20 protein-coding genes and 1 pseudogene are annotated in these 21,319 nt (G+C 54.9%); 14 read left to right on the top strand and 7 right to left on the bottom strand.

All coding sequences use genetic code 11. The features are described 5' to 3' along the window. Positions 1 to 4 precede the first annotated feature (4 nt). Complete coding sequence (locus ACMO9O_RS08485; protein ID WP_418983434.1) at positions 5 to 772, bottom strand: nitrilase-related carbon-nitrogen hydrolase; 768 nt, start codon at positions 770 to 772, stop codon at positions 5 to 7. Between the two features lie 136 nt (positions 773 to 908). On the opposite strand from ACMO9O_RS08485, the gene ACMO9O_RS08480 reads away from it, so the two are divergent. The 5 genes from ACMO9O_RS08480 to ACMO9O_RS08460 all read left to right on the top strand — a co-directional run bounded on the left by ACMO9O_RS08480 (position 909) and on the right by ACMO9O_RS08460 (position 5,403). Then, on the top strand, positions 909 to 1,745 hold the full coding sequence (locus tag ACMO9O_RS08480; RefSeq protein ID WP_418983433.1) for a S1 RNA-binding domain-containing protein: 837 nt from the start codon (positions 909 to 911) through the stop codon (positions 1,743 to 1,745). 1 nt (position 1,746) lies between these two features. Continuing rightward, positions 1,747 to 2,511, top strand: a complete 765-nt coding sequence (locus ACMO9O_RS08475; RefSeq protein WP_418983432.1) for a class I SAM-dependent methyltransferase — start codon at positions 1,747 to 1,749, stop codon at positions 2,509 to 2,511. Between the two features lie 9 nt (positions 2,512 to 2,520). Beyond that, a complete protein-coding gene (locus ACMO9O_RS08470; RefSeq protein ID WP_418983431.1) occupies positions 2,521 to 3,357 on the top strand; it encodes a helix-turn-helix domain-containing protein in 837 nt (278 codons plus the stop codon). Between the two features lie 83 nt (positions 3,358 to 3,440). Further along, complete coding sequence (locus tag ACMO9O_RS08465) at positions 3,441 to 4,031, top strand: DUF417 family protein (protein WP_418983430.1); 591 nt, start codon at positions 3,441 to 3,443, stop codon at positions 4,029 to 4,031. Between the two features lie 4 nt (positions 4,032 to 4,035). Beyond that, positions 4,036 to 5,403, top strand: coding sequence for an FAD-dependent oxidoreductase (locus ACMO9O_RS08460; protein WP_418983429.1), 1,368 nt, complete (start codon positions 4,036 to 4,038; stop codon positions 5,401 to 5,403). A 222-nt stretch (positions 5,404 to 5,625) separates the two neighbouring features. On the opposite strand, the gene ACMO9O_RS08455 is transcribed toward ACMO9O_RS08460, so the two are convergent. Continuing rightward, a complete protein-coding gene (locus ACMO9O_RS08455; protein ID WP_418983428.1) occupies positions 5,626 to 6,447 on the bottom strand; it encodes a S1 family peptidase in 822 nt (273 codons plus the stop codon). A gap of 93 nt (positions 6,448 to 6,540) precedes the next feature. Here ACMO9O_RS08455 and ACMO9O_RS08450 point away from each other — a divergent pair, with 93 nt between their 5' ends. The 4 genes from ACMO9O_RS08450 to ACMO9O_RS08435 all read left to right on the top strand — a co-directional run bounded on the left by ACMO9O_RS08450 (position 6,541) and on the right by ACMO9O_RS08435 (position 13,413). Beyond that, a complete protein-coding gene (locus ACMO9O_RS08450; RefSeq protein WP_418983427.1) occupies positions 6,541 to 6,744 on the top strand; it encodes a helix-turn-helix domain-containing protein in 204 nt (67 codons plus the stop codon). Positions 6,745 to 6,845: 101 nt separating this feature from the next. Continuing rightward, positions 6,846 to 8,762, top strand: a complete 1,917-nt coding sequence (locus ACMO9O_RS08445) for an HsdM family class I SAM-dependent methyltransferase (RefSeq protein WP_418983426.1) — start codon at positions 6,846 to 6,848, stop codon at positions 8,760 to 8,762. Beyond that, positions 8,759 to 10,075, top strand: a complete 1,317-nt coding sequence (locus ACMO9O_RS08440) for a restriction endonuclease subunit S (RefSeq protein WP_418983425.1) — start codon at positions 8,759 to 8,761, stop codon at positions 10,073 to 10,075. The genes ACMO9O_RS08445 and ACMO9O_RS08440 overlap by 4 nt, the downstream gene beginning before the upstream one ends. A 14-nt stretch (positions 10,076 to 10,089) precedes the next feature. Further along, positions 10,090 to 13,413, top strand: coding sequence for a type I restriction enzyme subunit R domain-containing protein (locus ACMO9O_RS08435; RefSeq protein ID WP_418983424.1), 3,324 nt, complete (start codon positions 10,090 to 10,092; stop codon positions 13,411 to 13,413). Between the two features lie 513 nt (positions 13,414 to 13,926). On the opposite strand, the pseudogene ACMO9O_RS08430 reads toward ACMO9O_RS08435, so the two are convergent. From ACMO9O_RS08430 to ACMO9O_RS08410, 5 genes and pseudogenes are all read right to left on the bottom strand, one after another. Further along, positions 13,927 to 14,442, bottom strand: a pseudogene (locus tag ACMO9O_RS08430) (recombinase); the annotation flags it as partial. A gap of 197 nt (positions 14,443 to 14,639) precedes the next feature. Then, positions 14,640 to 14,861: a DUF2795 domain-containing protein gene (locus tag ACMO9O_RS08425; RefSeq protein WP_019150042.1), complete on the bottom strand. Its 222-nt coding sequence runs from the start codon at positions 14,859 to 14,861 to the stop codon at positions 14,640 to 14,642. A 580-nt stretch (positions 14,862 to 15,441) separates the two neighbouring features. Continuing rightward, positions 15,442 to 15,993, bottom strand: a complete 552-nt coding sequence (locus ACMO9O_RS08420) for a cob(I)yrinic acid a,c-diamide adenosyltransferase (RefSeq protein ID WP_418983423.1) — start codon at positions 15,991 to 15,993, stop codon at positions 15,442 to 15,444. After that, positions 15,990 to 16,499: a hypothetical protein gene (locus ACMO9O_RS08415; RefSeq protein ID WP_418983422.1), complete on the bottom strand. Its 510-nt coding sequence runs from the start codon at positions 16,497 to 16,499 to the stop codon at positions 15,990 to 15,992. The genes ACMO9O_RS08420 and ACMO9O_RS08415 overlap by 4 nt, the downstream gene beginning before the upstream one ends. Before the next feature lie 5 nt (positions 16,500 to 16,504). Continuing rightward, entirely contained in the window at positions 16,505 to 17,776 is a 1,272-nt protein-coding gene (locus tag ACMO9O_RS08410) for an NAD(P)/FAD-dependent oxidoreductase (protein WP_418983421.1), read from the bottom strand. A 94-nt stretch (positions 17,777 to 17,870) separates the two neighbouring features. On the opposite strand from ACMO9O_RS08410, the gene ACMO9O_RS08405 reads away from it, so the two are divergent. The 5 genes from ACMO9O_RS08405 to ACMO9O_RS08385 all read left to right on the top strand — a co-directional run bounded on the left by ACMO9O_RS08405 (position 17,871) and on the right by ACMO9O_RS08385 (position 21,231). Next, complete coding sequence (locus ACMO9O_RS08405; RefSeq protein WP_418983420.1) at positions 17,871 to 18,809, top strand: transcription antitermination protein NusB; 939 nt, start codon at positions 17,871 to 17,873, stop codon at positions 18,807 to 18,809. After that, on the top strand, positions 18,806 to 19,507 hold the full coding sequence (locus tag ACMO9O_RS08400; RefSeq protein WP_418983419.1) for a DUF1573 domain-containing protein: 702 nt from the start codon (positions 18,806 to 18,808) through the stop codon (positions 19,505 to 19,507). The genes ACMO9O_RS08405 and ACMO9O_RS08400 overlap by 4 nt, the downstream gene beginning before the upstream one ends. Positions 19,508 to 19,582: 75 nt before the next feature. Then, complete coding sequence (gene yajC, locus ACMO9O_RS08395; RefSeq protein ID WP_418983418.1) at positions 19,583 to 19,909, top strand: preprotein translocase subunit YajC; 327 nt, start codon at positions 19,583 to 19,585, stop codon at positions 19,907 to 19,909. A gap of 211 nt (positions 19,910 to 20,120) precedes the next feature. Further along, on the top strand, positions 20,121 to 20,369 hold the full coding sequence (locus ACMO9O_RS08390) for a TIGR03905 family TSCPD domain-containing protein (protein ID WP_418983417.1): 249 nt from the start codon (positions 20,121 to 20,123) through the stop codon (positions 20,367 to 20,369). Positions 20,370 to 20,439: 70 nt separating this feature from the next. Then, positions 20,440 to 21,231, top strand: coding sequence for a GlsB/YeaQ/YmgE family stress response membrane protein (locus tag ACMO9O_RS08385; RefSeq protein WP_418983416.1), 792 nt, complete (start codon positions 20,440 to 20,442; stop codon positions 21,229 to 21,231). The last annotated feature ends 88 nt before the right edge of the window (positions 21,232 to 21,319 follow it).

Here is a 21,319-nt window from a genome sequence, read left to right as displayed (position 1 = left end):
AAAATCACTCGACGTGCAGCGTGAAGCGGTCGGCGTCCATCCACGCCGGGAAGCGCTCCTTGTAGAGGGCCAGCGCCTCGCTGTCGAGCGAGGCGACCATCGTCCGCTCCTCGCTGCCCGCGTCGCAGAGCGTGCGGCCCGCGAAATCGACGATCGCCGAGTCGCCCGCATAGTTGGCGTCGGGGTCCGTACCGACGCGGTTCACGGCGGCCATGTAGCACTGGTTCTCGATGGCCCGGGCGCGGAGGAGCGTCCGCCACACCTCGCGCCGGTCGTCGGCCCACGAGGCGCTGCACAGGATGGCGTCGTAGTCGCCCCGGTTGCGGCTCCAGACCGGGAAGCGCAGATCGTAGCAGATGAGCAGCAGGAAGCGGAACCCCTTGTACTCCACCACCACGCGGCGGTCGCCGGGGGTGTAGTCGCGCGCCTCGCCGCCCGGCCGGAACAGGTGGCGCTTGTCGTACCACGCCACCTCGCCCGACGGCTTGACGAAGAACATGCGGTTGCGGTACTGGGGCCCCTCGGCGATCACGACGCTGCCGACCACGGCGCGGTCGTACGTCGCGGCCCACCGCTTCATGGCGGTGACCACCGGGCCGTCGGCCGGTTCGGCGACCACCGCGGGCCGGAGCTTGAACCCCGTGGCGAACATCTCGGGCAGGACCACCACGTCGGCCGCCGCGGCGGCCACGAAAGGTTCCAGGCGGTCGAGGTTGCGGGCGGTATTCTCCCACTCCATATCCACCTGGCAAATGGCTACATCAATCTTCATGGCTCAAAAAATCGTTGCGCGGTCCGAAAGAACCGTTCGGGAAAGATAACGAAATTTTTCCGAACGGCAAAGACAAAGTTGCATCCGTGCGAAATAAAGCGTACTTTTGCTGCCGGACATTATCCCCCGAAAAACCATGCTCAAAGCCGGACGCACCCAGAAACTCACCGTCAGCCGCCTGTCGGACTACGGCATCTACCTCGTCGACGAGCAGCAGCAGGAAGTGCTGCTGCCCAACCGCTTCACCTCGCTCTCGGACCGTCCGGGCGACGAGAAGGAGGTCTTCGTCTACCACGACTCCGAGGATAGGCTGGTAGCCACCACCGAGACGCCCCTGCTGCGCGTCGGGGAGGCGGGCTACCTGAAGGTCGTGGACAAGAGCGTCCACGGGGCGTTCCTCGACTGGGGGCTGCAGGGCAAGGACCTCTTCCTGCCCAACCGCAACCAGCAGGGGGGCATCATCGCCGGGCGCAGCTACATCGTCTACATGTACGAGGACAACGTGACGGGGCGCTGCGTGGCCACGTGCAAGCTGAAGGGATTCATCAACAACGAGCTGATCACGGTCCGGCCCGGGCAGCAGGTGTCGCTGCTGGTCGCCTCCGAAAGCCCGATCGGCTTCCGCGTCATCATCGACAACCGCCACTGGGGCATGCTCTACCACAACCAGTTGTTCCGGCCCGTGGCCGTCGGCGACCGCTTGGAGGGCTACGTCCGCCGCATCACGGAGGACAACCGCATCGACGTGAGCCTCCAGCAGCAGGGCTACGCGCAGGTGAAGGACTCGGCCGCCGCTCTGGTGCAGCTGCTGCGCGATAACGGAGGCACGCTTCCGCTGGGCGACGACAGCGCCCCGGAGGAGATCGCCCGCCTGACGAACATGAGTAAGAAGTCGTTCAAGCGTTCGCTGGGCGTGCTGCTCAAGCGCGGCACGGTCACGGCGGACGAAAACGGCATAACCCTGCACGAATAAGATGGCCAAGCTCCAGACAGCCGAAAGGGTCTCCGCGGAGGCCTCCGACAACTTCGTCTTCCAGCGCTCGCTGCTGGCCTACCACGCCGCCGCGGAGCGGGTCGCGGGCGAGGTGCTGGAGATCGGCACGGGATCGGGCTACGGCATCGAGGTCATCGCGCCCCGGGCCGCGCGGTTCGTCACCCTCGACAAACACACGCCCCCGACGCTTCCCGCTGAATACCCCTCGGTCGAATTTCGCCGGGCGACGGTCCCTCCCCTCCCCTTTGCGGACGGGAGTTTCGACTGCGTGATCTCGTTCCAGGTCATCGAACACATCCGGCGCGACGCCGACCTGGTGCGCGAGGTGCACCGCGTGCTGCGCCCCGGCGGACGGTTCATCCTCACCACGCCCAACGCCCCGATGTCCCTGACGCGCAACCCGTGGCACGTGCGCGAATACACGGCCGGCGAGCTGGCCGCGCTGCTCGTCGGGCCGTTCCGCTCGGTCGAACGGCTCGGGGTCTTCGGCAACGAAAAGGTCATGGACTACTACGCGCAGAACCGGCGCAGCGTCGAACGCATCGCGCGGCTGGATCCGCTCGACCTCCAGCACCGGCTGCCCCGGTGGATGCTGCAAGCGCCCTACGACCTGCTCAACCGGATCAACCGCCGCCGGCTGCTGAAGGCGAATCAGGAGCTGACCACCTCGATCCGCATGGACGACTACCGCATCGGTCCGGTCGCTGCGGAGTGCTTCGACCTCTTCTTCGTCGCCACCAAATAGCCCCCGCCGATGAACTTCCGCCTGCAAACCCCCTTGCAAGGGATCGTCGCCCTGACCGACGCCTACCACACGGACGCCGCGCTGCAAAAAGCCGAAAATCTCTACAAGTTCGTCTGGGTGCGCAGCGGCACGCTCACGCTGACCATCGACCACGTACCGACGCGGCTCGAAGCCGGGGAGGTCGTACCGCTGACCCCGCTGCACCGCGTTGCTATCCGGGAGGTTGACGGCGACTACCTCACGCTGCTCTTCAACAGCGACTTCTACTGCATCTACGGCCACGACAGCGAGGTGTCGTGCAGCGGCGTGCTGTTCCACGGCTCGTCGGAAATCGCCCGGCTGCGGCTCCCCGAGCGGCAGGCGGCGCAGCTGGAGGACATCGTGGGCAAGATGGCCGAGGAGTTCTCGGAGCAGGACAGCCTCCGGGAGGAGATGCTGCGCATCCTGCTCAAACGCTTCATCATCACCTGCACGCGCATGGCGCGCGAACGCTTCGCCCGCTCGACCGATACGGAGCACGCCTTCGACATCGTGCGGCAGTTCTACATTCTCGTCGACCAGCACTTCAAGCAGAAGAAGCAGGTGCAGGATTACGCCGACCTGCTGCACCGGTCGCCCAAGACCCTCTCGAACCTCTTCGCCGCGTGCGGCCTGCCGTCGCCGCTGCGCATCGTCCACGAACGCATCCTCTCCGAAGCGCGCCGGCTGCTGCTCTACACCCCCATGAGCGCCAAGGAGATCGCCGCCCTGCTGGGCTTCGACGAGCTGGCGGCCTTCAGCCGTTTCTTCCGCAAAATGACCGGAAAGAGCATCTCCGAGTTCCGCGCGGAGAGCGAAAGGGAATAATTGCCAACATTTCCGGTAGTGCGGCCATTTCCGCGACGGGCCTTTCGTCCGAACTTTGCACCATAATCAAACACCTGAAAATTATGACGGCAAAATTCGAACAGCTCTACGAGCGTTTCCTGCGCACGGCCGCCTCGTCGCAGCGGCTGGGCATCCACCTGCTGCGCGCGGCCATCCTCATCGTCTTCGTCTGGATCGGCGGACTGAAATTCCGGAACTACGAAGCCGAGGGCATCGTCCCCTTCGTGGCCAACAGCCCCTTCATGAGTTTCTTCTACGCCAAACAGGCCCCCGAGTACCGGCAGTTCAAGCTCCGGGAGGGAGAGACCGACCCCGTCAAACACGCCTGGCACGTCGAAAACCGCACCTACGCCTTCTCGCACGGACTGGGGATTCTGATCATGGCCATCGGCGTTCTCACCTTTCTGGGCATCTTTTTTCCGAAAATCGGCCTCGCAGGCGCAATGCTTGCAATCGTGATGACCGTCGGCACGCTCTCGTTCCTGGTGACCACGCCCGAGGTGTGGGTTCCCGACCTGGGCAGCGGCGAGTACGGCTTCCCGCTGCTGAGCGGCGCGGGGCGGCTGGTGATCAAGGACACGGTGATCCTCGCCGGAGCGATCGTCGTGCTGGCCGACTCGGCCCGGCAGATTTTGAAACGACAAAACAAATAACGCCATGAAAACATTCGACACCATCATCATCGGCTTCGGCAAAGGGGGCAAGACCCTCGCCGCCGAGCTGGCCGCCCGCTGCGAGCGGGTCGCCGTCGTGGAACGTTCCGACAAGATGTACGGCGGAACCTGCATCAACACGGGGTGCATCCCGACCAAAGCGCTGGTGCACCGCGCCTCGATCGCGGCGCTCCGGCCCGACACCCCGTTCGACGAGAAGCGGGAATTTTACCGCCGCTCGATCGACTGGGAGCAGGGCGTGGTCGAAGCGCTGCGCGAGCGCAACTACCGCAACCTGGCGGACAACCCCGCCGTGACCGTCTTTACGGGAAGCGGCTCGTTCGCCTCGGCGGACGAGGTGGAGGTAACGACGGCAGAGGGCACTGAGCGCCTTCGCGGACGGCGGATCGTCATCAATACCGGGGCGGAGAGCGTCGTGCCGCCGATTCCCGGCATCGCGGACAATCCGCGCGTCCACACCAGCGCCTCGATTCTCACGCTCGGGGAGCTGCCGCGGCGGCTGACGATCGTCGGAGGGGGCTACATCGGGCTGGAGTTCGCCTCGATCTACGCCTCGTTCGGGTCGGAGGTGACCGTGCTGGAGGGGTCGCCCGAGCTGATCCCGCGCGAGGACCGCGACATCGCAGCGGAGGTGATGCACGTCATGGAGCGAAAGGGGGTCCGCTTCCACCTCGGCGCGCGGGTTCTTTCGATAAAGGATGCCGGGGACGAAGCGGTGGTCACGTTCTCCGACGGAGCGAACGGCAGGCGCGAAGTGCATGCGGACGCCGTGCTGCTCGCCACCGGACGCCGCCCCCTGACCGAGGGGCTGAATCTGGCGGCGGCGGGCGTCGAGACCGATGAGCGGGGCGCAATCCGCGTGGACGGGCACCTGCACACCACCGCTCCGAACATCTACGCCATCGGCGACGTGAAGGGCGGCTTGCAGTTCACCTACATCTCGCTCGACGACTACCGCATCATCCGCGAGGAGTTGTTCGGCGACGGCAGCCGCACCACGCAGAACCGCGGGCCGGTGAGCTACGCCGTCTTCATCGACCCGCCCCTGGCCCGCGTCGGGCTGAGCGAGCAGGAGGCCCGCGCGCAGGGATTCGACGTGCGGGTGAAGAAGATCGCCGTGGCCTCGATCCCCCGGGTCCGGACGCTCGAACAAAGCGACGGCGTACTCAAATCCGTCACCGACGCACAAACGGGTGCGATCCTGGGCTGCACGTTCTTCGGTCCCGAAGCCCACGAGGTGATCAATACCGTCTCGGTCGCTATGAAGGCGGGCCTGAAAGCCGACTTCCTGCGCGACTTCATCTTCACCCACCCCAGCATGAGCGAGGCGTTCAACGAGCTGTTCGCATAGCGGCCCCGCCGAAAACGAACGTCGCCCGGTCCTGTCAGGAACCGGGCGACTTTTGATTTTGCCGAAAGGCTAATACTCCTCCTCGTTGAAGAAATTTATCGATGTCGATAATCAATCTATTATGCTATAATAAATGAATTTACGCAAACAACCATACCGTCTGAGACGGTCTGGGGCGATGGGAGGAAATGGTGGACAAACAAATGAAGTGGATCTGCAACATTATTTGTCTGATTTAATTTCTAGTTTGGGCTGAATCGTATCTATTATGTCCCGAATATATTCAACGGGATGCATATTTGCTATTCCACTATTTTCACTGCGAACTTCCACGACTTCATTTGTTTGACTATTAATCAATGTTTCTCGATATGGTATATACGAATGCACTATTCCCATTAACACACTTCTGTTTAAACTTGGAGTTCCCCCAATTGACATAAGTTCCGGTCTTGAAACAATGGGACTACCAGAATTGCCTGGGAAGTTTTGTATATCGAGCAATACATTGTATGTTTCCTTTATCTGCTCTGAACAAAGGCGTGCAACGCACCCTAATCTACAAATTGGAACTTTTGAATCTTTATTGACCAAGCCCATTGGAAATCCAAGCATATAAACTAAAGAGCCTTCATCTACTCCATTATTAATTAACTCACCTGAAGCCATTGCATGATCATCAATATCAAAAGCTGGGAATTCCAAATTATTTGAAGTAATAAAAGAACCATCCAAAGGAAGTATAGCAATATCAATATTCTGAGCAGTAGGATGAGTTTTATATAATGGATGACCTTCACTAGAGTTAAGTGGTGCATCTATTTCTCTCAAATTAGTAGAGCCGTGCTCTTTCATCCTAAGGACAATAGTTGATTGATTTCCCAATACATGCTTATTTGTGATAAGGAATGGACGAGCATTACCTTTATCATCGACTTTTCTAATTACAAAAAAACCACTACCAATCCAAGAAACACATTTAGACTGATTTCTGATGCCAATTGATACTACAGCGTTAATATAAATATTAGGAATAATGGCCATATTACTTTTTTTAACTCATACTCCAAATATAGTAAAACTATCTAAATTATCAAATTAATTCCCTACATTTGTACTATTCAATCGAGGCATTCTATGAAATTAAATAGGATAAAAGCCGTTCTGACAGAGAAAGGTATCTCTCAGACATGGTTGGCTAAGCAGCTTAACAAGAGCTTCAGCATGGTTAACGCATATGCCTGCAATAGGATTCAGCCCAACCTGGAGACTCTTCAACAAATTGCAGTCATCCTGCAAGTCGACTTGAAAGACCTGATCACAGACAACGAAGAACTATAGATAGAATTATGAAAGATATATTATCATACGAATCCGACATTTGGTCGTGCGCCGATTTACTCATATCATCGGGAATCAAACAAAGCAAATTCCCTGATTACATGATGCCATTCTTCGCTCTCATCATGCTCGAAGGACGTATGCGAAATGAGATGGCGGAGATTGAAGCCTCCGAGGGCCTGACCCGAGAGAACAACCTGCAAGAGTTTATCGAAGCTTTCCGGGATCGTGAGTGTGGATATAACGACTACATCGTTCGCGAAGGCAAAACACTGTCCACCATTTGCAATAACGACAAGACATTTGAGCAGGATTTCCGAAGCTATCTGGCAGGCTTTGACGGGACACTCAAAGAATTACTCGGCATCGAGCGTGGTACGGACGACAGCAAATACCTCAATCTGGACGGCATGGTAGCAGAGTTGCGGAAGAAAGGTATTCTGATGCAGTATATCACCCAATGGTCTCAAATAGACCTCTCTCCCTACAACAACTCGGAAATAACCACTCTCGAAGAGCATATCAAACGCAAATGGGCCGACATATCGGCAGAAACGGCCGGAGAGCAGTACACCCCGGAAGATATTATTTCGCTGATTGCCGAAATCGTTGCGGCGAAGATCGACATCTCTACCGATGATTTTGTACATATCTACGACCCGACGTGCGGTGGAGCCAACCTGCTGTTCGGCGTTGTGGACCGTTTACGCGATAAGGCCGGCTACAAATATATAGCCGCTCACGGTTGCGACTGGAACGATGCGCTTTACGCTTTGGCGAAAATCGAATCGTTGTTCCGCGAGAATACCGAAATCAAATATGGCAATACCCTTACCTCTTTGCCTTTCAAGGGTAAAGAGTTCGATGTCGTTGTCGCCAACCCTCCCTACGGAATACCGTGGAAAGGATATGAGAAAGAGATCCGCGACGACCAGACCGGGCAGTTCTCATTCTTGCCTACGGTGAGCGACGGGCAATTGCTCTTTTTGCAGCACAACGCATGGCACCTGCACGAAGATAAAGGTATTGTCGTAGAAGTAAACAACGGCTCGTCGCTGTTCAGCGGCGATGCCGGCAGTGGAGAGAGCAATATCCGCAAATATCTCTTCGACAACGATTGGGTCGAGGCCATTATTCAGATGCCGTCCGACGAGTTCTTCAATACGGGCATCGTCACCTATTTGTGGATTCTCAACAAGAATAAACCAGCCGAGCGTAAAGACAAGGTAATCCTTATCAACGCCGCCGATCTTTGGCAGCCGTTGAAGAAAAACAAGGGTTCGAAACGTAAGGAGATGAACCCCGAGCATCGTGCAGCCATTGTCTGCGCACTGGTTGAATTCAAGGATTGCGCCATTGCCAAAGTTTATGACAAATGGCATTTCTATTTCAACAAGCAATCTGTCATTCTTACCGAAATCGACAGCGAAGGACGCCATGTCAGCCAGACCCTCCACACGGAAGGAAAGCCATACAATGTCAAGGATATTTCGTACTGCAATTTAGATGGGTGCTGGGTATGGCCACGCGATATTGATGCCGAGGAGATACAATTCCGGGATTCCATGCTGCGAAATCTTGGAATAAAAGCTTCGACAGTTCTTGTTTGTCCGGACTTCATCTATTGGGTAGATAAAGAAAACAACGAAATCATGCGCACTGCCTACGCCGGAGAGCATGAGCGTCTGGGCTATGGGGCTATCAACGTGCAGCTCGGCTATAATAAACGCCAGAAAGAGCATACCATATCTGCCAAAATTGTCGATTGTACGGCCAAGGACTCGGAGATTATTCCGTTCGATCCCAATCCCGAGGTCAATGAACAAGGCATCAAGGATTTTCTACAACGCTATATCTATAAGCCCTATACGATTGACGAGAATGTCGTAGGTGTCGAGGTGAACTTCAACAAGGAATTCTATGTTCCCGAGACGGTCGAACCGGTGGATTCCATCCTTGCCGAAATTTCGGATATAGACAAGGCAATAGCAAATCTCGAGAAAGGTCTTGGCTTATGAAAGAGTGTTGTGTCTCTGAAATGAGTTGGCTAGAATCATTCCCTTCTCATTGGAAGATATGTAGGTTAAAAGATTATACATCAACAAATACTGGTATTACTTTTACAAAAGCCAATCTTGTAAATTGCGGGAATGCCGTTCTTAGTTATGGCCAAATCCATGCTAAAAACAACCCAACGACCAGAATAAATCATGAACTAATTAAATTTATTCCCGATTCGTTGGTTAATGATAAATTGTCGTCAAAAGTTAAACAGGGCGATTTTATATTTGCGGATACATCAGAAGATTTAAAAGGATGTGGTAATTGCATTTATATTAATGAGCCAATTGATTTATACGCCGGGTACCACACAATTCTTTTACAAAATGAAGGATTAGGTTGCGGTAAATACTTCGCATATTTATTTATGAGCGATCAATGGCGCTCTCAGATTCGCAAAAAAGTTAAAAGTGTAAAATTATATTCTATAACGCAAGGAATACTGAAACAAACTTTTATCGTTGTACCTCCAATCAAGGAACAGGAGGCAATTGCGGCATATTTGGATAAGGAGTGTGAGAAGATTGGTCGAAAAATAGAACTGTTGGAGCGCAAAGCCGATGCTTACAGCCGACTTCGTCGCTCCCTGATCAACCGCGCCGTCACCCGTGGATTGGATCCTAATGTTTCATTAAAACCATCTGGCAATAGTTGGATTGGTGATATTCCACAACATTGGGGGTATGAACGAGTGGGAAAATATTTTCATAGTAACACTTTGTTTAATAAGGATTTTGAATACAAACATGCATTCAAATTTTTCAAAGGAACAATAATTCATAAAGATGAAAACTTTGAGGAAGACGAATATCAAGATACATATGAGAGATACACTATCGTAGAGCAAAATGACATAATAATCAATGGGCTCAATCTCAATTATGATCTCAAATCCATGCGAGTTGGGAAAGTGACTGAAAGTGGAATAATTACATCGGCATACATTGTTTTACGGCCTTGTAACAATATATGTTCAGACTTTTTCAATTATCTTTTCAAAGCCTTTGATTACCGCAAATTTTTTCATGGCATGGGGAAGGGTATTCGGTTGACACTATCTTTTAATGAGTTGCGATATTTTAAAATACCTGTTCCTCCAATTGATGAGCAAATTGAAATTGCTGCATATCTGGATGAAAAGTGCGCAAAGATCGATGCCATCCTTGGAAAAATAAATACCGAGATAGAGCGTCTGAAGGAGCTGAAACGTTCCCTGATAAATGAAGTAGTAACCGGCCAGCGAGCCATCGATAAGGAATCGCGCTCCTAAAACTCCATTGGATTATGACCGAACTTGAGTTGCAAAGTGAATATGTAATGGACTTTTTCTGCCGCCGTGCAGATGGTCTTGGATTTCGTGAAGTTAAGAATAATGCCGTTTCGCCCGATTTGTTTATCCCGGCTAATCTGTACGAGTTCTTGAAAGAGAATTCGCGCAAGGCATGGAACAACCTGCTCAAAAAGAGCGAATACAATGGCGACGAACAAAAATTGCTTCACGCCATTATGGATATGATTCGCGAGAAGATTGAGGCGAGTGCCAACGTAGCAATCTTCCTGAATAAAAACCGAACCATTTCATTCGAAGGCGAAGCTCTGCAACTTATTTATGTCAGTGGTTCGGAGTTGCGCGGCGACGAGGACTTTAACAAAAACATATTTGCGGCCGTCGAGGAGATGAGCTATTCGTTCCACCACGACGCCAAAAAGATATTCGCATTTCGCCCCGACCTGTCGTTCTTTGTCAACGGCATTTTTCTCGGCTACGCCGAATTGAAGAGCAACTTCACTAATCAGACCGCCAAAACGAACGGCAGGAACAAAATCACTACCGACTACCTCGAAGCCGTATGGGAATATACCAAAATTGCCAATGGCAACGATGTGTCGCAATCGCTTCGCCGGCGTATGCTCCGGCCGTTTGAGAAGTCGATTCATCTCGTAACCACGGATATCACGGACACATATATACTGCGGGATCCGGGACAGTTCTTTGATGAAGCGAAGCGAGGTTTTCAAGACGATACCATCTCGATTTCTTCTTTTCGTCCGGTGGTGGAGAAGGTATTCAAGCCCCTACCCATAAAGCAGGTGGAGGCAACCGATCCGCGCGTTCGCTTCGAAGAGGCAATGCGTTCGCTCTACTCCAAGAAGATGATCGAGAAAGAGATCCTCTACTACAACTTCATGGCCTATACCTATAAGACCGTAACGTCTGTTGTGAATGGCCATAGAGTACAGAAGAAGGAGTATAAGGACAAAACGGGCCGTCTGATATGTCCGCGTCCGAAGCAGAAATTCGGCTGCGACCGGATCATGGAGCGTGTCCAGGAATTTCTGGACCACGAAAATGAGCCCTTGTATTTTATCAACCGACTGCGGGCCGAACTGCAAGCACTCAATGCGCCCCAGGATCTGATCGACCGCGTAGTTGCCGAGAGAGACTGTTATTGCAACAACAAATATGTCTATTCGCTCTTGTTGCAATATGCCGCCGGATTCGGTAAGAGCAACATAATAGGTTGGACAGCTCTACAACTCAAAGACCTGCGCTACAAAGGCGAATGGGTTTATAACAAGATTCTGCTCGTTGTCGATCGCCTGCAATTGCGCGACCAGCTCGACTCGATGATGCTCAACATGAATATCGACAAGGCCATGTTCGTAGAGGCTACCGACCAGGACACCTTTGTGAAGGCGTTGAGCGACAAACGCCGTATCATCGTCGTGAACATTCAGAAATTCTGGGAACTCAAGAAAGCCATCGAAAAAGCCGGCAAAGATTTCAAGAATATGCGCGTGGCTTTTCTTATCGATGAGGTACACCGCTCAAACACCGATGATGTCCATCAGGAGATGTATTCAGCGTTCGATGAGCTGCAGGATATCTTCGATGAGAACGGAGGATTTATCAAAAGAGGCTCTACTAAGAAAAACTTGATTGTCGGGTTCACGGCAACTCCCAGCGACCGAGTGTTAGCCCGCTTTGGGGAATTTCATAGAAGCACCAACTTCAATCAGCTATGGAAGCCATTCGATTCATACACCATGAAGGAAGCCATAGCCGACGGTTACATTCTTGATCCAACGAAGCATATTATTCCCGTACCTGCAAAAATGTATTTTGAACTCCCCAATGGCGTTATGCAGGCTATAACGGCAGCCATGAATTCGGGGCAGGATGAACGGGTATCATTCGCCAAAAAGCAAATATACGAAAACCCGTACCGAATGAACGCAATTGCCGAGTTCGTGGTCAATCGGCTGCTTTCTTTGGTTTACGGGAAAATTCGTGGCACAGGAAAAGCCATGCTTGCGGTTAGCTCCATCCCTATTGCTATTCAGTACTGTAAAATCATTCGTCGGTTGATGGCGGAAAAGACAGCTTCGGGAATTTTCGCCAAATATGCCGATGCTCCTGTAGCTATCGTCTACTCCGACAATCAAAAGTATGAGAAATGTTCGTCGATGAACGGCGGTGTGGCAGAGGATAAGGTGATTGACGATTTTAAAACAGCAAAAAACGGACTTATCATAGTTGTCGATAAGTTGCAAACGGGTTTTGACGAGCCCAAGCTACACACCCTGTTTCTTGACAAGGAGATTCGGGACATTAATGCCATTCAGACAATCTCGCGCGTAAATCGCAAGGCCAAGTACAAAGAAGAGTGCCATATTATAGACTTCTCATTCGGCAATGTTAACGAAAAAAATATTCGGGATGCTTTTGCCAAGTTCTGTGGTATGGTTATCACGGACTTCGACCCGCTTCGTGAAAAGGCGATTATTCAGGAGTTGTATCGAGAATTATTAGCGCAACCAATTTACATCAAGTGGTTCGAGCGATATAGATCTTCTGTCAATAATGCAGAGGCTAATGCCCAGCTATGTCTTGATATGGACGCCGACATTCGGGCGTGGATTAAGAATGTAATGGAGGCGCATACGCAATACACGCAGGATCTTAAAACGCATAGCGAGGAAACGGCCTCCACTAGCGACGATGATCCAGCAAAAGTACTGTGCAAAAATATCGGCCGATACGACTCTCTGCTGGTCCTTTTGCAAGGTGTAATCGAATTGGATGCTCGATTCAAAGATGCCATATTTATTGATTTCTGGCAGCGATACTGCAATATATATCGCTCTTTATTTGAGCAACAAGACTCTATCGGCTCAATACACACCACATTCGACGGAGAAATTGGTTTGCTCGTGAGCGATGAAGTTGAGATAGAAGAGCCGCAGGAGCCGGACGACGACCCTGCGAACTCTAAGAGCAAGAAAAATACGGGAGAGAACAGAGGCGGCTTGGCCTCGATATTCAACACCCTTGCCCGACTCAACGCAACTGAACAGGAAAGAGAGCAGGAAATACGATTCTACTTTGCTAAGACAAACGAATTTTATGAGTTTCTAAAGTCCGACGGACGGTTTCTGGCGATGCTACGCAGTCCGAATTTTTCGCGTGATGAAATAGAAAAAGAGTACAATAAACTGATTCGCCGCTTTCTTCGCCAAGCTGAAGATGTCAAGATAAAGAAATTAATTGATGAGAACAAAGAGATGTTTCTTGAGGACTTCAAGAACAAGATAGTCAATGGATGAGACTGTAAACTAAGGTGTGTTTAGTAAAGAATTTATCAACTTTACACATGCGCTTTAGATTGTGCCCATCGCACCAAAATCACGGTACGAATGTATAAACGATTTGTAACTTCGTGAGTTATAGTATATATTATACAAGATTAAGATGGGTGTCATGGAAAGTTATGATTCTGCCATAACTTGGCGTGTAACCGACTGATTAGATGCGCAGCTTTTATGCTCCGTACGCCTATACTCCCGATAAGATAAGGGCGGTGAAAATACCTGTTATCACAACAGGATCAGGATGGTTGTCCTTTACCGGATCAATTATCCCAAGACCTATAAGGAGCAGAGTCCCTATTAAAAAAGACTAATGCGGCAGACCACTGATTATCCTATTATATCGTTCGAAGAGAGTAGAAAGCACCAATACCAGAACAAATGCACACGCCAGCAATAGGAATAACTGCGTAATAGTCATCTCAGATCAATTTTTGGTGTAAATTAGTGAATGTTTCCAATAGCCATCTACATTGCATCGGAGCGATAGGAACCCTGTTCGGTCGCCCGCAGAAAGGTCTGGAAGATATTCATGCAGCTCTTCCCGTTTTCGCAGCGGCTCCGGCCGATCCTGTACGGGAGTAATCGGACGAAAGGCGCTCCAAAGTAAATTCCACAAAATCCTTCCCTTGGTCTCGTCGTGCATGCGGCTTGTCCGCAAGGAAGCCCGCCACAACTTCAGCTGTAATCTGATTTGGATTTCGCTCATTATACTCCGCAAGCAGACTGTCAATCCGTTCAACACGGGCCAGCAGAAGCTGGTTAAGACGTTTGTACTCGCTGCCGTAACTGACACGCAATTCGCCACATCCTTGATTGCCGTTCTGATTCCAGTCAGAATTTTTTGCAAAGACATTTGTCGTTTTGCGAATAATCTCCCTGTTCCAGGTATTCCAAAACGATAGGGTAAGCTTTGTCCGCCTCCGCATCTTTTGGGACACGGAGCCGGAATCTGCCAAGCGGGTATAGTCTTTTCGGTCTTCCTATATTATCCTCCTTTCAGTAATATTCCTGAGGAGAAACAAAGATATGGAATTTTAGACAAACAAACTCCGATTTTTGCCTCAAAAACCGCAATTTAAACAAACGAATCACACTATATGAGGCCATAAAATACCAACGCGACAAACAAATTTTCGTTGTTCATCGCGCTGTATTCAATTGTTTAATCTATTCGAGACCGACTAATACTCCTCCTCGTTGAAGAAAAAGTCGTCTTTGGAGGGGTAGTCGGGCCAGATATCTTCGATCGATTCGTAAATCTCGCCCTCGTCCTCGATCTCCTGGAGATTCTCGAGCACTTCGAGCGGTGCACCCGAACGTACCGCATAGTCGATCAACTCCTCTTTCGTCGCGGGCCAGGGCGCATCTTCGAGCTTCGATGCCAATTCAAGTGTCCAATACATATTCTCAATTATTTAATTTCCCATCGATCAGTCGGTTAACTCAGCAGCCGGAGTTGTTTACCCGTGGGACTGAGTTGCAAAAGTATAAAAAAATCGAGAAAAACAAATAAAAAATCACAAAATAGCGCATGCCGCCGACAAGGCCGCTGGCAGCCAGACGGTTAGAACCGCCAAAGGGTTAGGGCTGCCGACGGTTAGGGTTGCCAGACGGTTAGGGCTGCCAGACGGCGAGGGCAGGCAAAGGGTCAGGACAGCCAAAGGGTTAGGACAGCCAAAGGGTTAGGGCTGCCGACGGTTAGGACAGCCAAAGGGTAAGGGTTGCCGACGGTTAGGGCAGGCAAAGGGTCAGGACAGCCAGTCAGTGGGGGCAGCCAAATGGTTAGGGCTGCCAGACAGTTAGGGCTGCCAGACAGTTAGGGCAGGCAAAGGGTGAGGGTAGCCAAATGGTTAGGACAGCCAGACGGTTAGGGCTGCCAAAGGGTAAGGGTTGCCGACGGTTAGGGCAGGCAAAGGATTAGGACAGCCACAGGGTTAGGGCAGCCAGACGGTTAGGGCTGCCGACGGTAGGGCTGCCAAAGGATTAGGGCAGCCAAAGCGTCTCTTCCACCCCCAGCCGGGCCGTGAGCGCCCGGCCCAATACGTAGAAGTAGTCGGAAAGCCGGTTCAGGAACGTGAGCACCACCGCATCGACCCCGTACCGCTGGTCGGCCCGCAGCGCGGCCCGTTCGGCCCGGCGGCAGACCGTGCGGCAGACATGGCACCACGACACAGCGCTGTTCCCGCCGGGTATGGTGAATTTGTCGATCGGCTTCAAATCGGCCTGCATCGCGTCGATCCGCTCCTCGAGCCACGCGACGGCATCGGGTGCAAGTTGCGGAAGATGCTCGCCGCCCGCCTCCCCGCGCGCGAGCAGCGCCTCGACGGTCATCAGACGCGAGAGGATGTGGTTCAGCGCATCGACATACTCCGCCAGCGACGCATCGGCGCGCAGGCGGTCGGCCAGCAGCGCCGTAAAGGCCGTCAGTTCGTCGACCGTGCCGTAGGCTTCGACCCGCTCGTCGGTCTTGAAGACCCGCTCCCCGCCGATGAGCGAGGTGGTTCCCCCGTCGCCCGTTTTGGTGTATACTTTCATATCCGGAAGTGTTGTTTCGGTAAATGGTTGTTGAATACGAGCAGGTAACCGCGATTGTCCACCGTGGTCGAACGGTGCATCGCCACGATCTGCCGGCAGAGCGCCTGACGCTCCCGGTCGGCATAGGGGGCGAGAATCGCCACGGTCTCACCCCGCTTCGCGGCGGCACGCACCAGCGCCAGCACCTCCTGCCGCGGCAGCGCCCGCGTCACCACGCACAACCGCCCCGCTGCACGATCCAGGCCAAACGTACCGTATCCGCAGTGAATCGCCAGATTCTGCAACTGCACGGCGCGCTGCCGCGCCACGCCCGCAGCGAGCAGGGCCCGGTAGAGTTCCCGGTCGCCCGGCAGCAACTCTCCCCGCATGAAGACGTTGCGCACCAGATCGTAGACAAAGGGCGAATGTACCCCGTGCCCGCGGAAATAACGGGCCCGGACCAGCCGGTTGCGCAGTTCCGCAACCCGTCCGGTCAGTCGGAAGCCGATATGTCCGGCGATCTTCACGGTCGTTACTGTTTGAGCATGCCCGCCAGGCGCCCCGTCGAAAAGGCGATCTGGAGGTTGTAGCCGCCCGTGTTGGCGTCCAGATCGAGCACCTCGCCGGCAAAGTAGAGTCCGCGGACCTTGCGCGACTCCATCGTGTAGGGATCGACCTCCTCGCAACGGACGCCTCCGGCCGTGACCACGGCGTAATCGAACGGCGCATAGTCTGTGATGGGGAAGGTCAGCCCCTTCAGCGTGCGGATCAGGCGCAGGATCTGCTCCTCGCTGAGCTTGCTGACGTAGGTTTTGGCGGGGATGTCCACCTCCCGGGCCAGCGGCATGACGAGCGGTTTGGGAACCAGCTTGCGCAGCAGCTCGCCGAAAAACTCGGTCGGCTCCATCTCGGCCGTCTCGCGGGCGATCCGCTCGCGCAGCACCTCCCCGGTCAGCGCGGGCTTGAGGTCGAGGACCAGTTTCACCTTTCGTTCGTCGATCAGCGCATCGACCGCATCGCGGCTCATACGCAGCGCCACCGCCCCCTCGATGCCGCGCTCGGAGAATCCGATCTCGCCGAACTCCTCGCGGACGGGTTCGTCGTCGACGAAGAGTACCGCCCGAACGTTGCGCAGCAGCAGCTTGCCGAGCATCGGCGCCTCGGGATGCGACGTTATGAGCGGCGTGAGCGACGGGCGCAGCGGTTCGATCGTATGGCCCAGGTCCGCCGCAAAGGCGTAGCCGTCGCCCGTCGAGCCGGTCGACGGGTAGGAGACGCCGCCCGTGGCGACGATCACCCGCGCGCACTCCTCCTTGCGCTCGTAACCCCGCTTGTTGATATAGCGGACGCCGAACACCTTGTCGCCCAGCGTCATGATCTCCGTAACGCGCGTGTCGTAGAGCGTCCGCACGCCGTTGTCGATGCAGTACTCGAGCAGCGCATTGGCGATGTCCCACGCCTTGCCGCTCTGCGGAAAGACGCGCTCGCCGCGCTCGATGTCGAGCTTCACCCCCTGTTTCTCGAAGAAGCGGATGGCGGCCCGGTTGTTGAACTCGGCGAACGCCGGGGCGAAAAACTCGGCGTTGGTGCGCACCTGTGCCGCGAACTCCTCGGCCGGGCGCGCGTTGGTGACGTTGCAGCGCCCCTTGCCCGTGATGCGGACCTTGCGGCCCGACTTGTCCATCTTTTCGATCAGCAGGACGCGGTTGCCGTTGCGCGCGGCGGTCCCGGCGGCCATCATGCCCGCGGCGCCCGCTCCGATGACGATCACGTCATAGGGCTGTTTCTCTTCCATTTGTTCCATACGGGTGCAAAGATAGGCATTAATTTCGTTCTTTCGGGAAAAAATTCCTATCTTTGCCGCCGCAAAAAATCACCGAATAAGGTTCTGATAAATTATGTTGAGCAGAAGATTACTCCGTATTAAGGTGCTCAAGGCACTCTTCTCCCACCTCAAGTCGTGCTCCGACAATATGATGGCCTCGGAAAAGACGCTGATGAGCTCCGTGGACAAGGCCTACGATCTCTATTTCCAACTCCTGCTGCTGCCCGCCGAGGTGGCGGAATACGCCCGCGAGCGGCAGGAGATCGCCCGACGGAAGAAGCTGCCGACGCCCGAGGACCTCAACCCCAACACCAAATTCGTCGATAACGCCGTGATCCGCACCATCGCCAACAGCGACGCGGTGAACGACTACGCCGCCGCCCGCAAACTGGGCTGGGCGAAGCACCCCGACCTGATCCGCACGCTCTACACGCAACTGATCGCAAGCGACTACTACCGGGAGTACATGCAGCGCGGCGAGCGCTCGTTCGACGAGGACCGCAAGCTGGTCGAAGAGTTCTTCACGCAGCTGCAGAACTGCGAGGCGCTGGACGACGTGCTGGAGGAGATGTCGATCCTCTGGACGGACGACCTGCCCTACATCCTGATGATGATCCTGCGCACGCTCTCCAACCTGCGCGCCTCGCATAAGGAGCTGAAGGTGACCTCCAAATTCAAGAGCGAGGACGACCCCGAGTTCGTCCGCACGCTCTTCGAGAAGACGCTGGTCAACTACGACGCCTACCAGGCGTATATCGAGAAGTTCACGGCCAACTGGGACGTGGAGCGCATCGTCTTCATGGACAACCTGATCCTCGGCACGGCCATCGCCGAGCTGACCTCGTTCCCGTCGATCCCCGTCAAGGTGACGCTCGACGAGTTCATCGAGATTTCGAAATACTACTCCACCCCGGGCAGCAGCACCTTCATCAACGGCGTGCTGGACAAGATTGTCGAATCGCTCACGGCCGAGGGACGCATCCTCAAGTCGGGCCGCGGCCTGATCGGATGAGGCGGCGGCTGTTCCCGGCAGGCGGGCTGACCAGGCGGCAACTTTTCCCGGCGGGCGGGCTGGCGAAGCGGCATCTTTTCCCGGCGGGCGGGCTGACCAGGCGGCGGCTGTTCCCGGCGGACGGGCTGGCGAAGCGGCGTCTGTTCCCGGCAGGCGGGCTGACCAGGCGGCAACTGTTCCCGGCGGGCGGGCTGGCGTCCCCGGCCGCCTCTCTTGTGAAACTGACCACCTCTCCTTTGAAACTGACCACCTCTCTTGCGAAGTCGGCCGTCTCTTATGTAACGCCGGTCCTCTCCTTGGTCATGCTGAGCGCCTTTCTCCTGACGCTGACCGCCTGCGGAGGGCAACCGTCCGCTGCGCGCAAAGGCCGAATCATCGCGCTCACGGACGAAATGCTCGGCGCGGGAGGGACCGACACCGTGCGTTTCGGACACATGCGTTCGGGCGAGATCGCCGTCCTGCGGCTGTGGCTCGAGAACCGGGCCTCGACACCGCTGGTGATCGTCTCCTGCGACCGCTCGTGCGGCTGCACGACGTTGGAATATGACGCTCAGCCCATTACGCCGGGCGGCGCGCAGCAGGTCACGCTCACGTTCGATTCGCGGGGCGAGCGGGGCTGGCAGCTCAAGACGCTCGACCTGCGTCTTTCGGGAGCTTCGCGGCCGCTGAGGCTCTTCGTCGAGGCCGATGTCGAATAAACGCTTGCAAATTACGCAAGAATGATTATCTTTGTGGCGTTAACCTTACTGGCAAACATTTAAACAGAATAGATTATGATCAATTTCCTTCAGGTAATGCCCGTCGAGCCGGTGGCTCCCCAGCCGGGTATCATGCAGCAATACGGCTTCATCATCATGATCGGCCTCATGGTGCTGGTTCTCTGGCTCTTCATGTGGCGTCCCGAGGCCAAGCGCCGCAAGCAGATGCAGGCATTCCGCGACGGCCTGAAAAAGGGCGACAAGGTAATCACCGCCGGCGGCATCTACGGCGTGGTCAAGGAGATCAAGGAGACCACCCTGCTCATCGAGGTCGACGGCAACGTCACGCTGCGCATCGACAAGAACATGGTGGTAGCCGACAACAGCGACCTGCAACGCTAAACGCCCGCTTTTTTCGACAGAAACTGCGTCTTTTCGGCGCAGTTTTTTGTTTTTCAGCAAATAAGGTTTATCTTTGCATAGCACATTCGACCAGCATTGCCGAGGGGGGGGGAATTTTTAAGCGCCTCTTAAGATTACCTCCGTTTCGGCAATGTTTTTTTTGTGCCTTCTCCGCCGATGCGTATATTTGCATCCGCAAAACGACCATTCCATGATCCGTAAAATCACCCATACCTGCGCGGGAACCTGCTCGCGTCAGATCGACATCTTCCTGGAGGACGGCGTAATCCGCGACGTGCGTTTCACGGGCGGCTGCCACGGCAATACGCAGGGCGTCGCGGCCCTCGTGCGCGGCATGCGGGCCGATGAGGCCGTCGCCCGGCTCGAGGGCATCGACTGTCACGGCAAGGGGACCTCCTGCCCCGATCAGCTGGCCCGGGCGCTGAAAACGGCGCTTTAAAGCGCTACCCTTCCGTTCGGGGAACGAATTTTGCACCCCGTCGTTCCGTATAACCTGTTACGGAACGATCATGTATTACTTATGGTATCTGCTTCTGGGGCTGGCGGCGGGCTGGATCGCCAACTTCATCGTCAAGGGCAACACCTCCGCGCTGCTGCTCAACCTCATGACGGGCATCGTCGGCAGCATCCTCGGAAGTCTCCTCTTCTCCTACGGCGGGCTCTTCCCCTTCGGCACGCTGGGCAATCTGGCGGGAGCGGTCATCGGTTCGGCCGCCCTGCTCTGGATCACGGCGCTGGTCACCCGCAAGAAAATCCGGAAAGACCCGAAGGCGCTGAATCCGCACAAGGACCCCGAAACCTCCGAGGACGAAGCGACGATCGAACTCTTCGGCGAGCGGCTCGACGCCTCGACTTCGTGCGGCGAGGAGGAAGAGACGGCGGAAGAGGCGAAGGAAGAGGGGACGGAAGAAGCGGCGGAAGAAGCGATGGATTCGGCGCAGCCCGGCGTACGCCACGAGCGGCACGAACTGGACATCCGCAAAGAGCGGCTCGAACAGATAAACCGCGGCGAACGGATCGTGGCGGACAGTCGCAACCACCGGGCCGTGGCGGAGAACCGCGGAGAACGGGCCGTGGCGGAGAACCGCAAGGAGCGGCACAAGCCGGAAAACGGCAGCCAACGGGAGGAGCCGGAGAACCGCAACGAGCCGGAAAACGGCAGCGAACGGGAGGAGCCGGAGAGCCGCACCAAGCCGGAAAACCGCCGCCAGCCGACCGAGCCGGAGAACCGCAACGGGCAGAACCAGCGGAAAGACGCCACGGGCAGGCATCCGAACGAAACCCGCCGCAAAAAGCGGTAACGGTAACGAGCCGCCCCTGTCGGAGAACCGCAATGGGCAGAACGAGCGGATAAACCGCGGCGAACGGATCGTGGCGGGGAAGCGCGAC

This window comes from Alistipes sp. (genome assembly GCF_048465635.1).
Taxonomy (GTDB): Bacteria; Bacteroidota; Bacteroidia; order Bacteroidales; family Rikenellaceae; genus Alistipes.
This window is presented reverse-complemented; position numbering and strand designations above follow the sequence as displayed.